Genomic DNA, 23,369 nt, shown 5'->3' with positions numbered 1-23,369 from the left:
GCGCAAGGCGCGATAATGGGCGATATGCAGGACGATCTTCATGCCCCGCCAATTCTAGCCGAGGAGCATGGCGCCCCGGCCGATGCCTGGCGCGCGCGCGACCTCGCCGTGCTGTGGCATCCGTGCACGCAAATGCGCGAGCATCCGCACACGCTGCCACTGGTCCCGATCGCCGAAGGCCGCGGTGCCTGGCTGACCGGCATGGACGGGAAGCGCTACCTGGACGCGGTGTCGAGCTGGTGGACCAATCTCCACGGTCACGCCGAACCGCGCATCGCCGAGGCCATCGCGCGCCAGGCACACAGCCTGGAGCAGGTGATCCTGGCCGGCTTTTCGCATGCGCCGGCGATCGAGCTGGCCGAACGGCTGCTGCAGATCGCGCCGCACGAGGATGGCCGCGCACCGCTGGCCAAGGTGTTCTACGCCGACAACGGCTCGGCCGGGGTCGAAGTGGCGCTGAAGATGGCCTTCCACTGGTTCCGCAACGCCGGGCAGCCACACCGCACCCGCTTCGTGGCACTGGAGAACGGCTACCACGGCGAAACCCTGGGCGCGTTGTCGGTCGGCGACATTCCGCTGTACCGGCGCACCTACGCGCCGCTGCTCGCCGAATGCCTGTTCGCGCCGAGCCCGGACGCCTACCAGGCACGCCCCGGCGAGGATGCCGAGGCCTGCGCCCTGCGCGCGGCGGATGCGTTGTCGGCATTGCTCGAGCGCCATGCCGGCGAGGTCTGTGCGGTGATCGTCGAGCCGCTGCTGCAATGCGCCGGCGGCATGCGCATGCACCACCCGGCCTACCTGCGCCGGGTGCGCGAGTTGTGCGATGCGCATGGGGCCTTTTTCATCGCCGACGAGATCGCCACCGGCTTCGGCCGCACCGGCACGCTGTTCGCCTGCGAACAGGCTGCGGTGCAACCGGATTTCCTGTGCCTGTCGAAGGGCCTGACCGGCGGCTTCCTGCCGCTGGCCGCGGTGCTCACCACGCAGGCGGTGTACGAGGGCTTCCTCGACGACTCGCGCGAGCGGGCGTTCCTGCATTCGCACAGCTATACCGGCAACCCGCTGGCCTGCGCGGCGGCGCTGGCTTCGCTGGACATCTTCCGCGACGACGAGGTCATCGCGCGCAACCGGCACACGGCGCGCCTGATGCGGCAACACGCGCAGGCCATCGCCGGCCTGGCGCATGTCGCCGATACTCGCCAGCTGGGCATGGTGTGCGCGTTCGAACTGAGCCGCGACGGCGAGCGCGCAACGCCGTTCGCACCCGACCTGCGCATCGGCCTGCGCGCCTACCGCGCCGCGCTCGAACGCGGCGTGATCCTGCGCCCGCTCGGCGACATCCTGTACTGGATGCCGCCGTACTGCGTGGACGAAGCCGATCTCGCGCAGCTGGCGGAAACCACCGCCGCGGTCATCAGCGAGGCCACCGCATGCGCCTGACCCGGATCCACGTCGATGCGCCACTGCGTGTCGGCGCGCAGCTCGAACTGCCGGAGCAGGCGGCCAGCCACCTCGTGCGCGTGTTGCGCCTGGGTCGCGGCGACGAGTGCGTGCTGTTCAATGGCGACGGCCATGACTATGCCGCGCGCCTGCAAGAGATCGGCAAGCGCGGCGCACGGGTGGAGCTGCTGGCTGCCACGCCGGTGGCAAACGAATCACCGCTGCGCATCGAGCTGCTGCAGGGCATCGCCCGCGGCGAGAAGATGGATCTGATCCTGCAGAAGGCGACCGAACTGGGTGTCGAACGCTTCATCCCGGTGCACAGCGAACGAAGCGAGGTGAAGCTGGAGGGCGCACGCGCCGACAAGCGCCTGCTGCACTGGCAGGGCGTGGTGGCCTCGGCCTGCGGGCAGAGTGGCCGCGCGCGCGTCCCGCAGGTGATGGCACCGCAGCCGTTGGCACACGCGCTGGCCGACACACAGCTTCCGGCCACGCGTTGCACGCTCTCGCCCGTGGCCGAGGGCGGAATCGCTTCGCTGTCCACGCCCGCCGATCACCGCCTGCTGCTGGCGGTCGGCCCCGAAGGCGGATGGTCGGAACGCGACCTCGCCATGCTCGATGGCGCGGGTTTCATCCCTCTGCGCCTGGGGCCGCGCATCCTGCGCACGGAAACCGCGGGACTGGCGGCGGTGGCCGCGATCCAGGCGCGTCTGGGCGACCTCGGCTGAGGCCGCGCGCGAATCAGCTTCAGGCTGCGGCAGCGAGCACTTCGACCAGGCGCAGCTCCAGCGCATCGAGGTCCGGCACCAGCACCTCCTCACCCTGCAGCCTTGCCATGGCCGCGACGCAATGACCGTCCCCGGCCGGCGCGCCGTCGTCCTCGATGTCCGCGGCATTGACCTTGACCAGCCGCGGATACCCCTGTGTCAGCAGGGCGAAGTACGGCATCGTCAAGTCGGCGGACAGGGTCTTCAATACCAGTACCCGCTGGCCACGTTGTGCGGCATCGTGCGCACCCAGGCCGGCCAGGGTGGAATAGGCCACCAACGGCACGTTCCAGCCATGCCAATGCACATGCCCGAGCAGCCATTCCGGCGCGCCGGCAATCGGCTCCGCGTCGGCCACCGAGAGAATTTCCGCGATGCAGGCGTTGGGCAGCAACAGGCGGCCACCGGTCACCTGGATCAACACCCCGCGCAGATCGGATTGCGCTTCGTTCATGCCTGCTCCTCGCCGCGCCACAGCGCGGCAATCCGGGTGGCGAGGTCGCCGGGTACATGCGCCTCGGCGCCACGCGCGATCAGCAGTGCCGGCACGGCGTGGTCGTAGCAGCCGTCGGCGGCCTGCGCCAGCACCCGGCCACCCGCCTGGCGGAAGCGTTGCGTGCGCTCGACGAACTCGCTGCCCGCACCACTGAGTGCGATCGCTCCGCTCTGCGCCGCCTGCAACGGCTCGAGCACGTCGGCGAAGCTGCTGCCACCCACTTCGATGAAGCCCAGCCCGCCGTTGGCGGCAGGCCCGACCCCGATGCCCGGTGGCAGCACGTAGGCATGGCCTGCCTGCAGCACCTGACCGGCTTCGGCCAGCACCACGGGCCTCGAGCTGGTGCGTGCCATCTGCCGCACCAGGCGGTCGTAATGGCCGCCATCCAGCCATTGCTGGATCAGCAGCGGCGGCTGGAAGTCCTCATCCAGGCGCTGCAGCAATTGGCGCAGCGCATCCGGCCCGCCGATGCCGGCCGCGATCACCACCGCCGAGTGCAGCGGGGGCGGCGCATCCTCGTCCAGCAGACTGAGGCCGGCGATACGCGATTCCAATCCCGCCAACGCCGGCGCTGCATCCGCAGGTGCAGCCTCCACACTCGCCAGCGGCTCATCGCTGAGTTGCCAATCGGTGGCCGCCGGCAAGGCATCCGCCGGCGGCACGTCGCCGCCAACCACCGCAGCGGATTCATCTTCCTCATCAGCGCCATCGGCCACGGGCTCATGCCAGGGCTCGCCGCTGCTAGGTGACTGGAAGCGTTGGAACTCGTCGCCAAGGTGCTCGAGATAGTCGTCCTCATCCGTGCCCGTCGATTGCGTGGGTGCCTCGACGGAAAAAGCGGGCAGACGCTGGACCGAGTCGGGACTCGCAGATGCCAGCTCGTCGATGGCATCGAAATCCTGGAACACCCTCCAATCCTGGGGCGGGTCATGCTGCGCCGGCAGATCCGTTGCCGCTGATTCCGCCGCAGCCGGAACCTCCGGCTGCGAAAGCGCCTCGGCGTCGGAATGCACACCGACCGGATCGGTCGGCAGCGCAGCCAATGCCGCCAATGCCTCCTCGTCCGGGAAGTCGCCGACCTCGACCCCGGCTGCCGGGCGCTCGTCTGCGGCATCCGGCAACATGGTGGAGGGTGCGTGATCTGCCACCGGCTGCAGTCCCCATGCCGGGCCCGGATCGATCTCCGGCGGCGCGTCCCATGCATCGGCTTCATCGCGCGCCGTATCCGTGTCCGCGGCTGCGAGATCCGGATCGGAGGCCGTCGCATCCCGTGCAGGCGGCAATGCATCGGTGCCGGGCTGCGCCGGCTCCGGCGTTTGCCAATGCAATCGACCATCCCAGGGTGCCGCCTCGAAACGCAGGCGTACCTTGCCAGGTGGCAGGGCTTCGTCCGCGTCCTCCGCCTCATCGGTCACGTCCGCTGCCACCGCGACGCCCGGATCGGCCGTGACCTGCGCAGCGGGCGGCGCGGCGGACGCGGCATCGGCAGGTGACTCGCCCGGCACCTCATCCGCCGCTGGCGAATCCTGTTCATGGCCGGCAGGCAGCACGTCGCCATGGCCGAGCAGCTTGGCACCCAGGTGTCGCGACCAACGTGCCGCATCCCAGCCATCGCGCGCCATCACCAGCGCTTCTTCCTCGAACAGGATCCGCCAACGCGGGTCCTCGAGCACATCGACCAGCCGATCCAGTGCATCGTCAACTTCCTGGTCGACCACGATCACCAGGTTGCCGGCACCCAGCCCGGCCAGCTCGGCAAGCTCCACCTGCAACGGGTCGAACTCGCCGGCGAGCACCACCCCCGCATCGACGAGTGCCGAGCGCATGCGCTCGCGCGCCGCACCCGGGCGCGCCAGCAGCACGGTGCGGGTATCAGGACTGGCCACGGCTCAAACCCAGAAGCTCATTGACATTGCGCAGCAGCTCGGCTTCCTGGTAGGGCTTGCCGAGGTAACGATCCACGCCGAGGTCGAAGGCACGCTGACGATGCTTGTCGCCGCTGCGCGAAGTGATCATGATGATCGGGATCTGGCGCATGCGTGCGTGGCGCTTCATTTCCGCGGCCAGCTCGTAACCATCCATGCGCGGCATTTCGATGTCGAGCAACATCAGATCGGGCAGGCGCTCGTCCATCTGTTCCAGCGCGTCGATGCCGTCCTTTGCGCTCACCACTTCCAGACCCTGACGACCCAGCACGCGCCCGGTGACCTTGCGCATGGTGATCGAGTCATCCACCACCATCACCAGCGGCACCTGCGCCGCGACCTCGATCGGCGGCGACGCCGGCTCCACCGGCTGCGTCAGCCTGCGGCGCACCAGCGGCGCGATGTCCAGCAGGATGCGCACCTGACCATCACCCATCACGGTGGCACCGAAGATGCCGGGGACCGAGGCGATCTGCGGCCCCATCGGTTTGACCACCACTTCGCGGCTGCCCAGAACCTGGTCGACGCCGACCGCGACGCGCAATTCGCCGGCACGCACCAGCAGCAGCGGCATCTGCAACTGCTCGTCGGCCTTCGCCGGCGCCTGGCCGAGCAACTGGCCAAGGTCATGGATGGCGTATTCCTCGCCGCCGTAGTCATGCCGCGCGTCCTCACGGGCATACTGCTCGCGGGAAACGCGGGAGACGCCGCGCACCGATGCCACCGGCACCGCATACACGTTCTCGCCGATGCGCACGAACACCGCCTGGGTCACCGACAGGGTTTGCGGCAGGCGCAGGGTGAAGCGGCTGCCCTGGCCCGGCTCGCTGGCGATTTCCAGCGAACCACCAATCTGCCGCACCTCGCTCTGCACCACGTCAAGGCCCACGCCGCGGCCGGAAAGCTGGCTCAACTCGCCGGCGGTGCTGAAACCCGGCTCGAGAATCAACTGGTCGAGTCGGAAATCGTCGAGCTCGTCATCGGCGGCGATGATGCCGCGCTCGATGGCACGGCGGCGGATCGCATCCCGGTCGAGGCCGGCACCATCATCGCGTACTTCGAGCACCACCTCGGAGCCTTCCTGGCGCATGCTCAGGCACACCTGGCCGGTATTGGATTTGCCTGCCATGGCCCGCTCTGCGGGCGGTTCGATGCCGTGCGCGACCGCATTGCGCAGCAAATGCTCCAGCGGTCCGAGCATGTGTTCGAGCACGTTACGGTCAAGCTCGCCTTGTGCCCCCTCCAGCACCAGCTGCGCCGCCCTGCCGGCATCCGTCGACGCCTGTCGCACCACCCGGCGCAGGCGCGGCAGGGCCGGCTCGATCGGTACCATGCGCGTGCGCATCAGCCCTTCCTGCAGATCGGTGCTGACCCGTGACTGCTGCAGCAGCAGGGTTTCGTACTGCCGCGTCAGATCCTCCAGCGTGCCTTGCAGGCTGCCAAGGTCGTTGGCCGATTCGCCCAGCGCGCGCGAAAGTTGTTGCAGGGTGGAGAAGCGGTCCAGCTCCAGCGGATCGAACGTCGCATCAGCCGCGTCCTGCTCGCGCTGGTAGCGGGCGATGATCTGCGCCTCGGTTTCGATGTCCAGACGGCGCAGCTGGTCGCGCAGTCGGGTATTGGTCTGTTCCATTTCCGTCATCGCAGCACGGAACGCACCCAGCTGCTGCTCCAGACGCGAACGATAGATCGCCACTTCGCCCGCGTAGTTGACCAGACGATCGAGCAGGTCCGCGCGCACCCGTACCAGCTCCTGCGGTGCCCGCACCTGGGCTTCGAACGTCGTGACCGGATCGGTCAGCGGTGCCGACAAGGCATCCAGTTGCGGCTCGGCCGCCGCCGGCAGCACCGGCTGCGCACTCTCCACCACCGTTTCGCCACGGGCACGCGTTTGCAGCGTGGTGATCAATGCATCGGCCGCATGGATCGCACGGCCTTCGCCGACCCGGCCAAGCATCGCGTGCAGGCGATCGAGGCTGGACTCGATCAGCGGCACATCGCTTTCGGCAAGTTCGATCCGATGCTCGGCAACGCCTTCGAGCAGGCTTTCCAGTGCATGCCCGAGATCGCCCATCGCCATGATGCCGGCCATGCGCGCACCGCCCTTGAACGTGTGCAGATCGCGCTGCAGTGCCGCCAAGGCGGGGCGGTCGCCGTGATCCTCGCGCAGGCGCGCGGCCATGCCGTCGGCGTGGTCTAGCAGATCCTGACCTTCCTCGATGAAGATTTGCAGCAGGTCCGGGTCCAGACCGGGGATGTCCAGCGCACTCGCCGGGCCGATCTCGTCGGCCTGCATCGGCTTTTCCTGTTCGCGCTGGTGACGCAGGGCTTCCAGGCGTTCGGCTTCGGCACGCAACAGGTCCTCATGCTCGCGTCGCCGCAACTCGGCCAGGCGCAGCGCCTCGGCTTGAGCCTGCGCCTGTGCCCGGTTGGCTTCTGCGATGCGCTCGGCCTCCTCGCGGCGTGCGGCTTCGAACTGCGCCAGTTCGCGTTGCTCGAAAGCGATGCGCTCGGCCGCCAGGAGGTCGGCTTCGCGCTGCGCGACATCGAGATGCCCGGCTTCGAGGCGTTCGGCTTCGAGGCGTTCGGCTTCGAGACGCTCGGCTTCGAGACGTTCGGCTTCGAGGCGTTCGGCTTCGAGGCGTTCGGCTTCGAGACGTTCGGCTTCGAGGCGTTCGGCTTCGAGACGTTCGGCTTCGAGACGTTCGGCCTCGAGACGCTCGGCCTCGAGACGCTCGGCTTCCAGACGCTCGGCTTCAAGACGCTCGGCTTCGAGACGTTCGGCTTCGAGACGTTCGGCTTCGAGACGTTCGGCTTCGAGACGCTCGGCTTCGAGGCGTTCGGCTTCGAGGCGTTCGGCTTCGAGGCGTTCGGCTTCGAGGCGTTCGGCTTCGAGGCGTTCGGCCTCGAGGCGCTCGGCTTCAAGGCGTTCGGCTTCGAGACGTTCGGCTTCGAGACGTTCGGCTTCCAGACGCTCGGTTGCGAGACGTGCGGCTTCGTCCTCGACCGGCTGCATCACCACATGCGGCAAGGCGTCACGCAAGGCGATGAAACGTGCCGCCAGCGCATGCTGCACGGGGACGCTCTGAGGCGTGCCTTGCAAACCGGAAATCGTCAGGCGCACCTGCTTGACGAGCTCGTGCATTCCGGCAAGGCCCGCTTCATCTGCGGATGTGCCCGCCGCGCTCAGGCGCTTGAGCCAGGCTTCCGCCGGCGCAGTCGCCTCGGTGATCGCCGGGACTTCGGCCATCGCGAATGCGCCATTCATGGTGTGCACCGCGCGCATCACCGCATGGTTCGGCGTGGCATGGCCCGCCTGTGAAGCGTCCAGCCACTCCTGCAGCGTTGCCAGATGCCCCTCGACCTCGGCGCCGAGGATCTCCAGCAGCACCGCATCGACCTCCACCGCGATGCGATCGACGCCGTCGCCTGGCAGCGCCGCTTCCACCTCCGGCTCCGGCGCCGGCGCCGGAGCATCCGCCACGGCCGGAGTCGTCGCGAGGAAGGCCTCCTCCCCGTTCGCCAGACGATCGGCCACGTCTTCCATCGCCGCGATGTCGATGCCGGCAAGCGGGGCACCGAGCAGCGCCCCATGCAATGCCGGCAGGGCGGCATGCGCGTGACCGACCAGCGCCACCACCGCGGGAGACGCGGCGCGGCTGCCATCGAGCACGCGATTGAGCATGTTCTCGACCTTCCAGCTGAACTCGCCGAGGACGCGGGCACCCACCAGCCGGCCACTGCCTTTCAGCGTGTGGAATACGCGCCGGATCGGACGCAGGCGCTCGATGTCGTCCGGCGCCTGCTGCCAGCTCGACAGCATCTGCGAGAGGTTGCCGATTTCCTCCTCGAACTCTTCGAGAAAGATGCTCCGGATCTCGTCGTCGATCTCGTCGTTGCCACGGTCGAACCCGCCTTCCAGGACCGAAAGCACATCCACCCCGTCACTGGCGGCTGCCGGCAGGGTGTCCTCCACCGCGCCATCGGGCGCACGATCGTCCGCTGCCTTGCCGGGGACGCCCGCGGCGTCGAGGAAGTCCTCGTACGCTGCCTCGACCTCCTCGCCGAGGGAGTCCGGCTCTTCGGCCGTCTCCTCCGCAGGCACCGGCCAGTAGCGCAGTGCTTCCAGACTGTGGCGGGTAATGGCGAGGATCTCGTCGCGGCCGCCACGCTGCTCGCGCAGCGCCTCGAGGAAATACTCCATGCTCGAGAGCGCATCGGCCAGCGTGTCGAGCTGCTGCCCGCCCGGAATGCGGCGCTTGTCGAGCAACTCCACTTCGGTATAGCGCCGGATGCCGATGAGATATTCGGCGGGCTTGTCCAGTTCCAGCATGCGCAGGGCGCCGCCCACCTCCTGCAGCAGGCGTGGCACCGCGTTCAGCTGCTCGTGGTCCCAGCCGGTTTCGACAAACGCAACGAACGCCTGGCGCGCGTCGGCGAAGTTTCCGATCGCTTCACGGGTCAATGCTTCGAGCAGAGCCAGGCGTTCGGCATCACCCAGACCGTCTTCATCGAAGTCGCCGCTGGATGGATCCGCTTCACCAAGCCGCGCAACCTGATCGTCCAGCGAGGCATCGACGTACAGCAGCGCGCCGGCGATGTCGAGCAATGCGCTTTCGCTGACGGCCTCCCTGCCCGCCGCGAGCACGGCGAGGTGATCGCGCTGCCGGCTCACCGCATCGCGCGCGGCACCAAGTCCGAGCATGCCCAAGGTGTCGGCGACCCGGCCCAGCGCCTCGACCTGCGGCTGCAGCATGCCGTGATCCGGATTGCCGGTGCGCAGGTGCAGGTCAAGGGCATCCTTCACCCGCAGCACGTCCTCCTTGAGCGCCGCGGAGACGGTGTCGAGCAGGGCACGATTGCGTCCCCCGATGCTGGCTTGTGCATGGGCCAGCTCCTCGGCACTGGGCGCGATCTCGCGATCCAGGCCGAAGGTGTCGTTCAAGCGTGCCAGTGCCGGATGCAGGCGGTGGCGCCCGGCGACCTGGTACAGCAACTGCCGCGTCGGTTCGAGCAGGCTGGAGGTCGGCACCTGACCTTCGGCCTCTGCCGGCGCATCGATCAGCCGCCGTGCCTCGCGCTCGACGCTGGCAAAGGCATCGCGCAGCGCCTGGTTGGGCTCGATCGCGCCATCACGCAATGCCGACGCCACCTCCGACGCCACCCAGAACAGGCGCCGCGCATCGGTCGAAGCTTCGGCTTGGGCAAGCTGCTGCAGGGATTGGTGCAGTCGCTCCAGGTCGGGGGGGGCACCGGAGTTCCAGGCCGCCATGATCTCGCCCAGTGCTTGCAGCAGCCCCGCCATGGAGGCTGGCGCATGCTCGGCCACCGGCAAGCCGGGAAGCGCCTGGTCGAGTTGCGGATTGAACAGCGCCGCCTCGCTGATCGCCGCGCGCCCGTGGCAGGCGCGCAGATCGTTGAGCAGCGGCATCAACACCACCGGGATGTCGCGGTGACCACCCTGCAGACGTTCGAGGTAATCAGGCAGCTGCACCGAGCCGCGCATCAGCGCGGCGCAGGCTTCGTCGGCATCGCCCACATCGCCATTGGCAAGGCTTTCGGCCAGCGCCTGCATTTCGCCGGCCACCATCGCCGGCGCATACAGCTCGATCATGCGCAGGCTGCCCTGCACCTGATGCAGCAGCATCGACGCCAGGCGCATGCGGGTCACGTCGGCGCCGTCCTCGACATACGCTTCGACCTCCTGCTGCACCTGCGACAGGGTGGCGTCGAGCTCGGGCTTGATCCAGCCCAGCGTGGCGTGGTCGATGGCCTCGCGCAGCACGTTCATCGGCGGCGCTCCGGACTGACGGTGGTGCAGACGGCGGTCATTGGCTCGATGTTCCCTCGCCTCAGTCCGGCAACTTGAAGTCGGCCACCGAACGGCGCAAGTCGCTGGCGAGCTTGGTCAAATCACCAATCGAGGCAGCGGTCTGGCTGGCGCCCTGCGAGGTCTGCGCGGTGATCGCCTGGATCGTGCCCATGGTTTCGGAAATGTCGGAAGCCGCATTGGACTGCTGTGCGGCGGCTTCGGAAATGTTGCGGATCAACGCGGCCAAGTCGCTAGACACGCGTTCGATCTCGCCCAGTGCGGTACCCGCATCCTCGGCCAGACGCGCACCCTGCACCACTTCACTGGTGGTGCCTTCCATCGAGCTGACCGCCTCGTTGGTGTCGGACTGAATGGTCGACACCAGGCCCTCGATTCGCCGGGTGGCGTTGGAGGCACGTTCGGCGAGGCGCTGCACTTCGTCCGCCACCACCGCAAAGCCGCGCCCGGCCTCGCCCGCCGACGCCGCCTGGATCGAGGCGTTCAAGGCGAGGATGTTGGTCTGCTCGGAAATGTCGTTGATGAGTTCGACGATCGCGCCGATTTCCTGCGAGGACTCGCCCAGGCGCTTGATGCGCTTGGAGGTTTCCTGGATCTGGTCACGGATGTTGTCCATGCCCTGGATGGTGCGGCGGACCACGTCGGCACCGCTGGTGGCGATTTCCACCGAGCGCTGCGCCACTTCCGCCGACTGTGCCGAGTGTGCGGACACGTCGCGGATGGAGCCGGCAATTTCGTTGATGCGGTTGGTCGCCGAACCGATTTCGGCAGCCTGGTGCTCGGCCGCCTCGGCCAGATGCATCGCGGTGGCCTGGGTTTCCATCGCCGAGGATGACACCTGCACCGAAGTTTCGTTGATGGTGCCGACCAGGCTGCGCAACTGCTCGATGGCGAAGTTGATCGAGTCGGCGATCGCGCCGGTCACGTCCTCGGTCACCGTGGCGTTGACCGTGAGGTCACCCTCGGACAGGGTCACCATTTCATCCAGCAGACGCATGATCGCCTCCTGGTTGCGGTGGGTCTGCTCCTCGGCGAGGGTGCGACGCAGACTCTGTGCGCGGTACTGGCTGAGCACGAAGCCGATGATCGCGCCCAGCGCGACCAGGCCGGAGATGATCGATATCCAGATGTTGCCGATGAGGCTGGTGTCGCTCAGCGAGCCGGCGGCGGTGAAGGCGCTGAACAGCTTGCGCGAGTCGGCCAGCAGTTCATCCGCGCCGCTGGTGATGCGGCTGGATGCGGCCTGCACCTGGAACAGCTGCTGCGAGCCTTGCTGGATCGCCTCCAGGTCCTTCTTCATCTCGACCCACAAGTCGCGGGCGCTGGCCAATGCACCCTGCGCCGCGGCGGGCACCCGTTGCGCACTGGCACCGCCTTCGGCCAGGTCGCCCAGCACCTGCTCGAACACCGTCGTGTCCTGACTCAGGCCCTGTGCGGCGATCGGCGCGCTGGCGCCGCCGGCGCGGATCTCGGCAATGCGACGCGCCATCTGCGAGGCCAGGTTGGCCTGGCGCATGGCGATGAACTGCTGGCTGGCCGGCGAGCCGGAGGTGGACATCGCACGCACCATTTCATCCAGTTGCGCCTGCAGTCGCGGCACTTCACTGGTAAAGCGGTCGGCGTGCTGGCCCAGCGAGGAGACCACGCCTTCGCCTTCGATGATGCGCTGCGCTTCCTCGGCCAGCGGTGCCCAGGTCTTCTTGATCTGCGCGATCGGCGCGGCCACCGACACATCCTTGCCGTAATCGGCATCGACCCGGCCGATGTTGCCGTCGATGCGTGTCTTGGTTTCGCGGAAAGCCGCGAGCGCATCGGCACTGCCGCCGGCGGCTTCCTGACCCTGGCTTGCCAGCTGCTGCGACAACACCTGCAGGTCGGCCACTGCGGTGCTGGCCCCGCCGAGCCGGGTCGCCCGCCATACCGACAACGCGGTATTCACCGCGAAGATCAGGACGGCGATGGTCAGGATCGTCAGCCACAGGCCTGTGCGCGCTTCGCGGAGCTTGTCGGTGACCTTGTTGGAAGCTGTGCTCATGGTCTGGAACCTCGGTGTTTTTGCGGGATTCGGCGCATTGCCGGAAATGTGTATGCGGATGATTCAGGCGGCGGCGTTGCGGAACTCCGGTGTTCGCCCCAGGCGGTCGAGGTCGAACACCGACCAACGCTCGCCCTGTACCTCGTAGGCATGGTCGATGAAGTGCTGGTAGCGCCCCATGGCGTCGTCACCAGGCTCCACCCGCGAGCGCTCGTCGAAGCTTCGCTGGCCGAGCAATTCGTCGATCAGGAATGCGACATCGCCGCCGGGCTGGCGCATGCTGAGCAGGCGTTGGCGCTCCTGCGGCACGCTGCGTTGGCCCTCGAGGAACAGTTTGAGGTCGACCACCGGCAGCAGGTTGCCGCGCACGTTGGCCAGCCCCAGCAACCAGGGCTGTGCACCGGGAACCGCTGTCAGCGGCGGCACCCCGAGGATCTCGACCACGCTGTCGAGCTCGGACACCAGTGTGCGCCGCCCCAGCCGCCAGGCCAGCCCACGCCAGCCGCTGCGGCCACCGGCATCCAGCGGGCTGCCGGCGACATGCGCCAGCGCGCGGCGCTGGTAGTCGCGCAGCAGGTCCATCAGCGGCAGGCCGGTACTCATGCTGCTGCTCCCAGCGCGGCATGGATGCGTGCAATCAGGTCCGCTTCCACCGGGGGCTTGACCACGTAATCGCGCGCGCCCTGGCGCATGCCCCAGGCGCGGTCGACTTCCATGCTCTTGGTACTGACGATCACCACCGGGATGTGTCGGGTGGCCTGGTCGCGGGTCAGTGCGCGGGTGGCCTGGAAACCGCTCATGCCCGGCAGCACCACGTCCATCAGCACCAGATCCGGCAGATCCCGGCGGCAAGCCGCAAGCCCTTCCTCGGCACTGCCGGCAAGGCTTGCACGATGCCCGTTGCGCTCCAGCAGCTGAGCCAGCACTGCGGCTTCGGTGGGCGAATCTTCGATGACGAGTATGTGGGCCATGCCTTCACCCCGGTCAGGCAGGGACGTAAGTGCGGATTGCGTCGAGCAGTTCCTCGCGAGTGAACGGCTTGGTCAGGTATTGCTCGGAGCCGACAACGCGGCCACGCGCCTTGTCGAACAGCCCGTCCTTGGAGGACAGCATGATCACCGGCGTGGACTTGAACACCTGGTTGCTCTTGATCAGGGCACAGGTCTGGTAGCCGTCCAGGCGCGGCATCATGATGTCCACGAAGATGATGTGCGGATGCTGGTCGGCGATCTTGGCCAACGCCTCGAAGCCGTCATTGGCGGTGACCACGTCGTAGCCCTCGCGCTTGAGCAGCGTTTCGGCGGTGCGGCGAATGGTCTTCGAGTCGTCGATGACCATGACCTTGAGCGCGTTGTCGCCCGCGGCATTTCCCTCTTGCATCAAGACTTGACCCCTGCTGAGGCCGCCCCTGGGCGGCGCTTCCTGACGGGGCAATCTTTCATCCCCACACCGGCATGTCAAGCCAAACAGCGACCAGCACGCATATTTGTGAGTCCGGTCCTGCTCGGCGGCCGATCCGCTCTGCTAACGTCGCGCGCGCTGCTAACATCGCGCCATTCCCTGCTCAGGCCTGCCGATGCCGATCGACGTCGTGGTGGTGATGGACCCCATCGCCCGCATCAATCCCGCCAAGGACACCACGTTCGCCATGCTGCTGGAGGCACAGCGACGCGGGCATCGCCTGCACTACGTGCGTCCGGGCAGCCTGCATCTGCGCGAGGGCCATGCCGGCGCCGCCATGGCCAGCCTGCAGGTGCGTGACGACATGTCTGACTGGTTCAGCCTGGGTGAATTCGAAGCGCGCGACTTCGGCCCGGGCCAGGCGGTGCTGATGCGCAGCGACCCGCCGGTCGATGCCGATTACCTGCACGACAGCCAGTTGCTCGATTTCGCCCGTCTGCAGGGCGCACTGGTGGTCAACGACCCGCGCGGCCTGCGCGACTACAACGAAAAGCTGGCGGCGCTGCTGTTCCCCGAATGCTGCCCGCCGACCTTGGTCAGCCGTGACGACGCCGCGCTCAAGGCCTTCGTGCAGGCCCATGGCGAGGCCGTGCTCAAGCCGCTGGACGGCATGGGCGGGCATTCGATCTTCCGCGCCTCGGCTGGTGATGCCAACCTGAACGTGATCCTGGAAACCCTGACCCGTGGCGGCCGCCACCTGGCCATGGCGCAGCGCTACCTGCCGGAGATCGTGGATGGCGACAAACGCCTGTTGCTGATCGACGGCAAGCCGGTCGAGTTCGTCCTGGCGCGCATCCCGCAGGGTGACGAGTTCCGCGGCAACCTCGCCGCCGGCGGACGTGGCGAGGGGCGTCCGTTGTCGGCCCGCGATCGTTGGATCGCCGAGCGCGTGGGCCCGGAGATGAAGCGCCGCGGCATGCTGTTCGTCGGGCTGGACATCATCGGCGAGTGGATGACCGAGCTGAACGTGACCAGCCCGACCGGACTGCGCGAGCTGGATCGCCAGTTCGGCCTGAACATCGCGGCGCGTCTGTTCGATGCGATCGAGGCACGCATGGCGGATGACGCGGCGCAATGAGCGAAACCGCCACCCCTGCCCTGCCCGCGTCCGCGCGCCTGAGCGAACGTGACCGGCTGGGCGCGACCCTGGTGCTGTCGGGCGGGTTGCATGCCCTGCTGATCCTGGGCGTGGGCTTCGCGGTGCAACAGCCCCCCGCGGGTGCGCCGATGCTGGACGTGATCCTGTCCGGCACGCGCACCGCGTTGACGCCGAAGGAAGCCGAGTTCCTGGCCCAGGTCAGCAATCAGGGCAGCGGCGAGCACGAAAAATCCAATCGTCCGAGCGAGCACGTCAGCGGGCCCCTGCCGCTGCCGGAAACCGGCGACGCACCACTGCCGATGCGCGCACAGAGCCCCGAGGCCGCGCCGGTACCGGAAGCGCGCGTGGTGCGCAGCCTGGACGGCGAGGACGCGATCCCGTTGCCGCGCGACCAGCCGCAGGCCGAGGACGAGCCGCTGCCGCCGGGCCCGACCAAGATCGCCCATGACACCGAGATGGCGCGCCTGGCCGCCGAGATCCACCTCAATTCGGAACGCTATGCCAAGCGCCCCAAGCGCAAGTTCGTCTCCGCCAGCACCCAGGAATACGTCTATGCCGAATACCTGCGACGCTGGGTCGAGCGCGTCGAGCGCATCGGCAACCTGAATTACCCGGAAGCCGCACGCCAGCGCGGCCTGTCCGGACAGGTGGTGGTGAGCATCGGCATCCGCCGCGATGGCGGCGTGGAGTCGGCCCAGGTGCTGGTATCGAGCAAGCAACCGATCCTCGACCAGGCCGCACTGCGCATCGCCAAGCTGGCCGAGCCCTATCCGCCGTTGCCGCGCACCGAGGACGGCATCGACGTGCTCAACGTGGTGCGCACCTGGGCGTTCAAGCCCGGCGGCGAGTTCGTCGACCAGTAGCGCAGACCACTCATTCCGCCGGCGTGCCGCGCGCGGCGGCCTGCTCGGCCAGGGTCAGCGCCACGTTGTCGCGCAGATAGGCCGGCTCGATCCGGTCGGCCGGCTGTGCCAGCCCCGCGGCGTGCGCGCGCACCGCCAGCCGGGCGAGATCCGCAGCCTGCGGCAGCGCGTCGGCATCCACGGCTGCCAGTTGTGCCCCGAGCTGGCGAACCAGCGCGTCCTCGCCGGCGCCGAAACCACTGCCGACACCGTGCCAGCCCATGCCCTCGACCTGTACCTGCGCCGGCGCCGTGATCCGCTCGCGCAGCAACGCTCGCGGCGCGCCGTCATCGAACTCGAAACCGGCCCAGTAGAGTTCGCCCATGCGCGCATCGATCGCCGCCAGCACGCGCTGGCCGTCCGTCGCCGACGCACGCATCGCCAGCGTGGCCAGGGTGGATACCGCGACGACCGGGATGTCCAGCGCCAATGCGATGCCCTGTGCCAGCGAGATCCCCAGGCGCACGCCGGTGAACGCGCCCGGTCCGCGCCCCACCGCGATCAGATCGAGCGCGCTGCGCGACAAGCCGGCTTCGGCCAGCAACGCCTCGGCCCAGGGCAGCACCAGTTCGGCGTGCCGGCGCGGGGCCAGTTCGAAGCGTTGGCGCACCTCGCCATCACACCACAGGGCGACGGAGCAGGCTTCGGTGGCGGTTTCCAGTGCGAGCAGGTTCATCGGTCGGGGGTACGCAAAGCAGGACGGGCGCTCAGGATGCCGTGTTTTGCGCCGCGAAGAAGGCCTCCACATCGCCCAGCTCGCGACTGCGCGGCATCGGTGGCAGGGAGTCGAGGAAGGTGCGGCCATAGCTTTTGCCGAGCAGGCGCGGATCGCACAGCACCAAGACACCGCGGTCGTCGATGGTGCGGATCAGGCGCCCGGCGCCCTGCTTGAGCGCGATCACCGCCTGCGGCAGTTGCTCGTCGCGGAACGGATTGCCGCCGTCGCGGCGCACCGCCTCCAGACGCGCCTGGAACACCGGGTCGTCCGGCGCGGCGAACGGCAGCTTGTCGATCACCACCAGCGACAAGGCCGGGCCGGCCACGTCCACGCCCTCGCGGAAGCTGGCAGTGCCCAGCAGCACGCCGTTGCCGGAGGCACGGAAGGCATCCAGCAGCTGCCCGCGCGGGGCCTCGCCCTGCACGAACAGCGGCCACGGCAGGTCGTCGTGCGCGCGCAGCAGGGCCGCGGCCTCGCGCAGCGCGCGGTGCGAGGCGAACAGCAGGAAGGCGCGGCCCTGCGACGCCCGCAAAACGGGCAACACGGCATCGATCACCGCTGCGGTGTAGCCGAACGCCGATGGTTCGGGCATCGCCTTGGGCAGATACAGCAGGGCTTGTCGTGCCCAGTCGAATGGCCCGGGCTCGAGCACGCTTGGCGGCTGCCACAGGCCGAGTCGCTGGCTGACATGAGCGAAACTGCCGCCGACCGCCAGCGTGGCCGAAGTGAATACCCAGGCCGCACGTGAATGCTCGCGATGCCGGCGCAGCGGACCGGACACGTCCAGCGGCGTGCGTTGCAGACGGAAGCCGCGCGGCGTCAGCTCGTACCAGTAGACGTTGTCGCTGCCGGGATCGGGGCTGCGCTCGTCCAGCGGCTCGACGTCGGCATCGGACGGCGCATTCCAGGCCTCGCACCAGCGTGTGAGACGCCCGCGTGCTTCCAGCGCCCGCGCATGGCAGGCGTCGAGGCCGGGGCCGCTCTCGCGCCACGCGGCGAGTGCCTGGATCAGCCCGTCGAGTGCGGCTTCAAGCCCGGCCACGGCCGCCTGCACGGAATCGAGCTGCAGCGCCTGGCTGCGGGTGCCACGGATCGGCAGACGATCCATCGCCAGGCGCAGGCCGCGCGTGGCCTGCTCCAGCCCCTCGATCGGTGCCTGCAGTGCCGCCAGCGCGCCGGTTGCCTCGCGCGATTCGCGCAACGCATCACGCGCAAGATCCACCAGCAGCCGCGCACCGAGGCCCTCGCCGAAAAATTGCGCCGCCAGCTCGGGCAGCTGATGCGCCTCGTCGATGATGAAGCTTTCCGCGCCAGGCAGGATCTCGCCGAAGCCCTCCTGTTTCAGTGCCAGATCGGCCAACAGCAGGTGATGGTTGACGACCACCACGTCCGCTGCCTGCGCGCGTGCGCGCGCCTGCACCACGAAGCATTCACTCCAGAAGGGGCATTCGTTGCCAAGACAGTTTTCGTTGGTCGAAGTCACCTGTGGCCACAGCGGCGAATCCTCCGGCATGTCGTCCAGTTCGGCCAGGTCACCGAAGCGTGTGCGCCCGCTCCAGGCCACGATGCGCTGCAACTGGTCGAGCTGCTGCCGGCTGCTCTGGCGCGGCTCGGCGCGCGCCTGCTGCAGGCGGTAATGGCACAGGTAGTTGGCCCGCCCCTTGAGCAAGGCGGCGCGGTGACCGATGCCGAGCGCTTCACGCACCCGTGGCAGGTCGCGATGGAAGAGCTGATCCTGCAGTGCGCGGGTACCGGTGCTGATGATCGTGCGCCGGCCTGAGAGCAGCGACGGCACCAGGTAGGCGTAGGTCTTGCCGGTGCCGGTACCGGCCTCGGCGAGCAGTTCGCCGCGCTGGCTGATCGCTTCGGCGATTGCTTCGGCCAGATGTTGCTGCGCCTCGCGCGGCACGAAGCCGGCCACGCTCGACAAGGCGCCTCCGGCCGAGAGCGCCTCGCGGCTGCATGCGGCCAGGTCCATCGACGCAGCGTCCGGCTGCCCGGCGACGCTCATCGCTCGGGCACGGGCGATGCCGGATCGGCCGCAGGCGGGGGTGGCGGATCCCGCGGTGGCTGGCGCTCGCCCAGCCCGAAGAAACGTCGCCAGCCACTCACCCCGGTGGAGGGTTCGGCACCCGGCTCGGATGGTGATTGCAGCGGGTTGCCGAATTCGTCGTATGTCGGCGCCGGCTCGATCACGCAGGGCCGGTAGGCCGGGGCATAGCCGGAGACGAAGGCGAAGCGACGCGCACCCGGGCAGCTGGCATCGCTGCTGTGGCCATCGACCACCCACTGCCAGTCCAGGCCATCGTCGCCGGGTTGCAGCGCGCGACTGGGCAACTTGGCGAAGATGCCGGACCAGACCCGCATCGCACCGGTCGCGCCATACAGGCCGGTCGGCTGGTTCTGGTCGTTGCCGACCCAGACCACGGCGAGATGATCGCCGGTCCAGCCGGCAAACCAGCTGTCGCGGCTGTCGTTGGAGGTGCCGGTCTTGCCCGCCGCGTTGAGCCGGCCGAGGCCATCAGCCACCAGTTGCCGGCCGGTGCCCGAGGCCACCGCCTGCTGCAATGCCAGGGTGACCAGGCGCGAGGCCACGGCATCGCCCTGCTGCGCCGGCGCAGGCGTCTTGTCATAGCGGTTCAGCGCATGGCCGCTGGCATCGAGCACGCCGCGCACCGCATGCAGCGGTTGCACCTGACCGCCCGAGGCAAGGAACTGGTACAGCTGCGCCATCGCGTAGGGGCTCTGGTCGGTGGCGCCGAGCAGCAACGACGGATTGCTCTGCGCCTCGACCCCGGCCAGTGTGCGCATCAGCTCGGCCACGCGCTCCGGGCCCACGTCCATGCCCACGCGCACCGTGGCGAGGTTGTAGGACTGCGCCAGCGCATCGATCAGGCGCACCGTGCCATGGCTGCGGCCATCGGAGTTGCCCGGCGACCAGCGCTGGCCATTGGACAGGCGGATGGCCAGCGGCGAATCATCGAGGTAACTGGCCAGCGACCACTTGCCCGGCTGAGCCAATGCCAGCAGGTAGACGAAGGGCTTGATGGTGGAACCGACCGGGCGCTGCGCATCCAGCGCGCGGTTGAAACCGGGGTTGCTGAAGTCCTTGCTGCCGACCGCGGCCAGCACCTGGCCGGTATGCACGTCGGTCAGGATCAGACCCGACTCCAGCGCCACCTTGCGCCGTTCGCCCAACGCCTTCATGGTGCGCGTCACCGCACCTTCGGCATAGCCCTGCGCCGAGGGCGACATGCTGGTCATCACCGCCAGCCCCGCCCCTTGCAGCGAGCCGGCCGGGTAGTCGCGCACCAGCTGGCGGCGCACCAGGTCGACGAACGCCGGGAAGCGGTTGGGCGCGGCCACGCCCGGCTGTTCGCTGACGCCAAGCGGCGCCGCGCGCGCGCGCTCGTATTCGGGCTGGTCGATGATGCCGGCTTCATGCATCTCCGCCAGCACCAGGTTGCGCCGCTGCAACGCGCGCTCGGGGTTGCGCCGCCCGTCGTAGTACGAGGGGCCGTTGACGATCGCGATCAGCAGCGCGATGTGCTCGGTGTCGAGGTCGTCGAGGCGGCGGTTGAACCAGAACTCCGAGGCCGCGGCCACGCCATGGATCGCCTGCGAACCGCGCTGTCCCCAATAGACCTGGTTGAAATAGGTTTCCAGGATGGTGCGCTTGTCGTAGCGCGCCTCGAGGATCAGCGCATACAGGATTTCATTGAACTTGCGCGATGGCGTGACCTCGTTGCCGATGCCGAGCAGACCGCTGCGCGCCACCTGCTGGGTCAGCGTGCTGCCACCCTGCAAGCGCTTGCCGCGACTGCGCAGGCTGACCCAGGCGGCACGCGCCATGCCGCTGATGTCGATGCCGTGGTGGCGAGCGAAGTCGCGGTCCTCGACCGCCTGCAAGCCGGTGACCAGCTTTTCCGGCACTTCGTCCAGCCGCACCAGGCGACGCTCCTCCTGGTTCTGTCCGTACAGCGTGGCGATGCGTGCCGGATCCAGCCGTGCCGCCTTGAGCGCACGCTTGCCCTCGATGTCGCGCAGGCTGGCGACCTTGCCACCGGAAATGCGCACCTCGATGCGCAACGGCGCGATGCGCCCTTCGACATCGTGGTAGCCGCGGCTGGAGATGGTGAAGGTACCGTCCTTGTGCGCATACGTCCCCGGCTTGCCGCCAGTGCCGTCATCGCGGTAGGCCGCCGCATCCAGCTCGGTACGCAGAGTGGCGACGTTCATCGCGATGCCGGGCTCGAGCTGCAACGGCCGCGCATACACCCGGGTCGGCAACTGCCACTGCAACTGGCCGAAGCGTTCGCTGACCTGGTGGTTCAGGTACACCATGTAGGGCGCGAGAAAACCCAGGCCCACGCCCGCCAGCGCCAGCAGTGCCACCAGCAGGCGTCGCCGCCAGCCCGGTCCGGCATCCCGCTCATGGTCGTCTTCGTCGAAGTCGGGATCGTCGTAGTCGTATCGGCTCATGCGCTGCACCGGTACCGGCGCGTAGTGAGAGAATGTCCAGTCGGCGAGTCTAGCTCACCCCTTCCCTCCTCCATCCATGCGCGCGCAGCGCCGTCAGGCCCCGTTCCGTTGATGTCCTTCCTGCACGACAGCCTGCTGTATCGCGTCCGCCAATGCTGGGGCCTGCTCCGGCGCGGCCTCGCCAGCCTGCGCGCACGCGGCTGGAAGGCCACCTGGCAACGCGTGACCATGCATTTCGGCGTCCTCGCGCCCAGCCTGCACCAGCCGCTGTACCTGCCCGGGACACCCGCGGACGTGGGCGGTGTTGGCACGCTGCCGGCCGCGGCCGAGCCCGTGGCCAGCATCATCATCCCGGTCTTCGGGCAACTGCCGCATACCTTGCGCTGCCTGAACGCGCTGGCCGAACACCCGCCCGCGCACGCTTGTGAAGTGATCGTGGTCGATGACGCATCCGCCGATGGCAGCGCCGATGAGCTGGCCCGGGTGGCAGGCCTGCGTCTGCTGCGCCGCGCCGAGAATGGCGGCTTCATCGATGCCTGCAACGACGGTGCAAGCGCTGCGCGCGGGCGCTTCCTGGTATTCCTCAACAACGACACCGCACCGCAGCCGGGCTGGCTCGATGCCCTGATCGACACCTTCGAACAGCGCCCGCAGGCCGGGTTGGTGGGGGCACAACTGCTGTACCCGGACGGCCGCCTGCAGGAGTCGGGCGCCGCGCTGGCCGCCGATGGCAGCGCGGAAAACCTCGGCCGCTTCGCGCATCCGGATGACCCGCGGCATGCCGCGCTGCGCGAGGTGGACTACTGCTCCGGTGCCGCGATCGCACTGCCACGCACGCTGTTCGAGGCACTGCAAGGCTTCGATACGCATTACCGCCCGGCGTATTACGAAGACAGCGACCTGGCGATGCGCGTGCGCGCCCGCGACCTTCAGGTACTGGTGCAGCCCGCCGCGCGCGTCGTGCACTGGGAAGGCACCACCGGCGGCACCGACACCACACGGGGCAGCAAGGCCTGGCAGCCGGTCAACCGCGAAAAGTTCCGCCAGCGCTGGCACGACGTGCTGCACGCGCGCGCTGGCAGGCCGCGCCCGCCCAGGGTTCTGGTGGTGGATGCGACCACGCCGACGCCGGACCGCGACTCCGCTTCGTTGCGCATGCGCGGCCTGCTCGGGCTGTTGCTGGAAGAGGGCGCCGAGGTGCAATTCGCGGCACTCGACCGCCGCCACGCGGGTCCTTACACGCGGGCGCTGCAGCGCAGCGGCGTCGAAGCTTGGCATGCGCCGTTCCTGCGTTCATGGCCGGCGTGGTTCAAGGCGCATGGCGCCGAACTGGACCTGGTCATCCTCTCGCGCCATTTCGTCGCCAGCGAGCTGCTGCCGTTGGTGCGCCGCCATGCACCGCAGGCGCGCGTGGTGTTCGACAGCGTGGACCTGCATTACCTGCGCGAAGGCCGCGAAGCCGAACTCGGGGCTGACCGTGCGGCACGACGCCGGGCGGCGCGCACTCGTCGGCGCGAACTGGCGGTGATCGCCGCCAGCGACCTGACTCTGGTGGTCAGCCCGGCCGAGCAGGCACTGCTGAGGACCGATGCCCCCGACGCGCGCGTGGCGGTGTTGTCCAACCTGCACGAGCTGGCCGACGGCGGCAAGCCGTTCGCCGAACGCCGCGACGTGGTGTTCGTTGGCGGCTTCCGCCATCCACCCAACGTGGATGCCGTGCTGTGGTTCGCCGCAGAAATCTGGCCCGCGGTGCGCGCGACGCTGGGCGATGTGCATTTCGACGTGGTCGGCATGCAGCCGCCGGATGCGATTCGTGCGCTGGATGGCCGCGATGGCATTCGCGTGCTTGGCTACGTTCCCGACATCGACCCGTGGATGGATGGCGCACGCGTGGCGGTGGCCCCGCTGCGCTTCGGCGCCGGGGTCAAGGGCAAGATCAACCTGAGCATGGCGCATGGCCAGCCGGTGGTGGCCACCGCCTGCGCCGCCGAAGGCATGTACCTGACCCACGGCCATGACGTGCTGGTGGCCGAAGATGCCGGTGCCTTTGCCGACGCAGTCATCACCCTGTACCGCGATCAAGAGCTGTGGCAGCGACTCGCCGACAACGGCCGCGAGAACATCCGCCGCCATTTTTCCGCCGATGCCGCGCGCGGAACCGTGCGCCGCATGCTTGACCGGGACAAGGACACGGAGTGATGCCGCGCGCCATCCGCG

At 68.6% G+C, this 23,369-nt stretch carries 15 protein-coding genes and 2 pseudogenes; 6 read left to right on the top strand and 11 right to left on the bottom strand.

The window, feature by feature from the left end; genetic code table 11:
• Positions 1-24: 24 nt before the first annotated feature.
• Both bioA and ACW11F_RS11860 read left to right on the top strand, forming a co-directional pair.
• Positions 25-1,440 carry an adenosylmethionine--8-amino-7-oxononanoate transaminase gene (gene bioA, locus ACW11F_RS11865; RefSeq protein ID WP_456997247.1) on the top strand — a complete coding sequence of 472 codons (1,416 nt, stop codon included), beginning with the start codon at positions 25-27 and terminating at the stop codon, positions 1,438-1,440.
• Positions 1,431-2,168: a 16S rRNA (uracil(1498)-N(3))-methyltransferase gene (locus ACW11F_RS11860; RefSeq protein WP_456997150.1), complete on the top strand. Its 738-nt coding sequence runs from the start codon at positions 1,431-1,433 to the stop codon at positions 2,166-2,168. The genes bioA and ACW11F_RS11860 overlap by 10 nt, the downstream gene beginning before the upstream one ends.
• Positions 2,169-2,187: 19 nt before the next feature.
• Here the strand turns inward: ACW11F_RS11860 and ACW11F_RS11855 are convergent, their stop codons facing one another.
• The 3 genes and pseudogenes from ACW11F_RS11855 to ACW11F_RS11845 all read right to left on the bottom strand — a co-directional run.
• Entirely contained in the window at positions 2,188-2,661 is a 474-nt protein-coding gene (locus ACW11F_RS11855; RefSeq protein ID WP_456997149.1) for a chemotaxis protein CheW, read from the bottom strand.
• Positions 2,658-4,589 carry a chemotaxis protein CheB gene (locus ACW11F_RS11850; RefSeq protein WP_456997148.1) on the bottom strand — a complete coding sequence of 644 codons (1,932 nt, stop codon included), beginning with the start codon at positions 4,587-4,589 and terminating at the stop codon, positions 2,658-2,660. Before ACW11F_RS11850 ends, ACW11F_RS11855 begins: the two co-directional genes overlap by 4 nt.
• Positions 4,576-6,852, bottom strand: a pseudogene (locus ACW11F_RS11845) (hybrid sensor histidine kinase/response regulator); the annotation flags it as partial. The pseudogene ACW11F_RS11845 and the gene ACW11F_RS11850, both read right to left, overlap by 14 nt.
• A gap of 194 nt (positions 6,853-7,046) precedes the next feature.
• On the opposite strand from ACW11F_RS11845, the gene ACW11F_RS11840 reads away from it, so the two are divergent.
• Entirely contained in the window at positions 7,047-7,676 is a 630-nt protein-coding gene (locus ACW11F_RS11840; RefSeq protein ID WP_456997246.1) for a pentapeptide repeat-containing protein, read from the top strand.
• 79 nt (positions 7,677-7,755) lie between these two features.
• On the opposite strand, the pseudogene ACW11F_RS11835 reads toward ACW11F_RS11840, so the two are convergent.
• The 5 genes and pseudogenes from ACW11F_RS11835 to pilG all read right to left on the bottom strand — a co-directional run.
• Positions 7,756-8,829, bottom strand: a pseudogene (locus tag ACW11F_RS11835) (Hpt domain-containing protein); the annotation flags it as partial.
• A 1,648-nt stretch (positions 8,830-10,477) separates the two neighbouring features.
• Entirely contained in the window at positions 10,478-12,490 is a 2,013-nt protein-coding gene (locus ACW11F_RS11830) for a methyl-accepting chemotaxis protein (protein ID WP_456997147.1), read from the bottom strand.
• Positions 12,491-12,553: 63 nt separating this feature from the next.
• Positions 12,554-13,093 (bottom strand): chemotaxis protein CheW, encoded by a 540-nt coding sequence (locus tag ACW11F_RS11825; RefSeq protein WP_456997146.1) that lies wholly within the window; start codon positions 13,091-13,093, stop codon positions 12,554-12,556.
• Positions 13,090-13,461 (bottom strand): response regulator, encoded by a 372-nt coding sequence (locus ACW11F_RS11820; protein WP_456997145.1) that lies wholly within the window; start codon positions 13,459-13,461, stop codon positions 13,090-13,092. Before ACW11F_RS11820 ends, ACW11F_RS11825 begins: the two co-directional genes overlap by 4 nt.
• A 13-nt stretch (positions 13,462-13,474) precedes the next feature.
• Entirely contained in the window at positions 13,475-13,870 is a 396-nt protein-coding gene (pilG, locus tag ACW11F_RS11815; RefSeq protein ID WP_456997144.1) for a twitching motility response regulator PilG, read from the bottom strand.
• A 196-nt stretch (positions 13,871-14,066) separates the two neighbouring features.
• Between pilG and gshB the strand changes: the two genes are divergently transcribed.
• Complete coding sequence (gene gshB, locus ACW11F_RS11810; protein WP_456997143.1) at positions 14,067-15,029, top strand: glutathione synthase; 963 nt, start codon at positions 14,067-14,069, stop codon at positions 15,027-15,029.
• A complete protein-coding gene (locus ACW11F_RS11805; protein WP_456997142.1) occupies positions 15,026-15,913 on the top strand; it encodes an energy transducer TonB family protein in 888 nt (295 codons plus the stop codon). The genes gshB and ACW11F_RS11805 overlap by 4 nt, the downstream gene beginning before the upstream one ends.
• Before the next feature lie 10 nt (positions 15,914-15,923).
• Here the strand turns inward: ACW11F_RS11805 and tsaB are convergent, their stop codons facing one another.
• From tsaB to mrcB, 3 genes are read right to left on the bottom strand one after another with little or no spacing between them, the layout of a single operon-like run.
• Positions 15,924-16,628, bottom strand: a complete 705-nt coding sequence (gene tsaB, locus ACW11F_RS11800) for a tRNA (adenosine(37)-N6)-threonylcarbamoyltransferase complex dimerization subunit type 1 TsaB (RefSeq protein WP_456997141.1) — start codon at positions 16,626-16,628, stop codon at positions 15,924-15,926.
• Between the two features lie 31 nt (positions 16,629-16,659).
• Positions 16,660-18,648 carry an ATP-dependent DNA helicase gene (locus tag ACW11F_RS11795; protein WP_456997140.1) on the bottom strand — a complete coding sequence of 663 codons (1,989 nt, stop codon included), beginning with the start codon at positions 18,646-18,648 and terminating at the stop codon, positions 16,660-16,662.
• A gap of 29 nt (positions 18,649-18,677) precedes the next feature.
• Positions 18,678-21,152 (bottom strand): penicillin-binding protein 1B, encoded by a 2,475-nt coding sequence (gene mrcB, locus ACW11F_RS11790; protein WP_456997139.1) that lies wholly within the window; start codon positions 21,150-21,152, stop codon positions 18,678-18,680.
• A gap of 111 nt (positions 21,153-21,263) precedes the next feature.
• On the opposite strand from mrcB, the gene ACW11F_RS11785 reads away from it, so the two are divergent.
• Positions 21,264-23,351 (top strand): glycosyltransferase, encoded by a 2,088-nt coding sequence (locus ACW11F_RS11785; protein ID WP_456997138.1) that lies wholly within the window; start codon positions 21,264-21,266, stop codon positions 23,349-23,351.
• Positions 23,352-23,369: the final 18 nt, after the last annotated feature.

This window comes from Luteimonas sp. e5 (genome assembly GCF_054031035.1).
This window is presented reverse-complemented; position numbering and strand designations above follow the sequence as displayed.

Bases quoted from the DNA above. Each gene is read 5' to 3' on its own strand.
- ACW11F_RS11795 (WP_456997140.1), bottom strand. From the start codon at position 18,648: ATGGACCTGGCCGCATGCAGCCGCGAGGCGCTCTCGGCCGGAGGCGCC.
- tsaB (WP_456997141.1), bottom strand. From the start codon at position 16,628: ATGAACCTGCTCGCACTGGAAACCGCCACCGAAGCCTGCTCCGTCGCC.
- pilG (WP_456997144.1), bottom strand. From the start codon at position 13,870: ATGCAAGAGGGAAATGCCGCGGGCGACAACGCGCTCAAGGTCATGGTC.
- ACW11F_RS11830 (WP_456997147.1), bottom strand. From the start codon at position 12,490: ATGAGCACAGCTTCCAACAAGGTCACCGACAAGCTCCGCGAAGCGCGC.
- ACW11F_RS11785 (WP_456997138.1), top strand. From the start codon at position 21,264: ATGTCCTTCCTGCACGACAGCCTGCTGTATCGCGTCCGCCAATGCTGG.
- ACW11F_RS11805 (WP_456997142.1), top strand. From the start codon at position 15,026: ATGAGCGAAACCGCCACCCCTGCCCTGCCCGCGTCCGCGCGCCTGAGC.
- ACW11F_RS11825 (WP_456997146.1), bottom strand. From the start codon at position 13,093: ATGAGTACCGGCCTGCCGCTGATGGACCTGCTGCGCGACTACCAGCGC.
- ACW11F_RS11860 (WP_456997150.1), top strand. From the start codon at position 1,431: ATGCGCCTGACCCGGATCCACGTCGATGCGCCACTGCGTGTCGGCGCG.
- gshB (WP_456997143.1), top strand. From the start codon at position 14,067: ATGCCGATCGACGTCGTGGTGGTGATGGACCCCATCGCCCGCATCAAT.
- bioA (WP_456997247.1), top strand. From the start codon at position 25: ATGCAGGACGATCTTCATGCCCCGCCAATTCTAGCCGAGGAGCATGGC.
- mrcB (WP_456997139.1), bottom strand. From the start codon at position 21,152: ATGAGCCGATACGACTACGACGATCCCGACTTCGACGAAGACGACCAT.
- ACW11F_RS11820 (WP_456997145.1), bottom strand. From the start codon at position 13,461: ATGGCCCACATACTCGTCATCGAAGATTCGCCCACCGAAGCCGCAGTG.
- ACW11F_RS11855 (WP_456997149.1), bottom strand. From the start codon at position 2,661: ATGAACGAAGCGCAATCCGATCTGCGCGGGGTGTTGATCCAGGTGACC.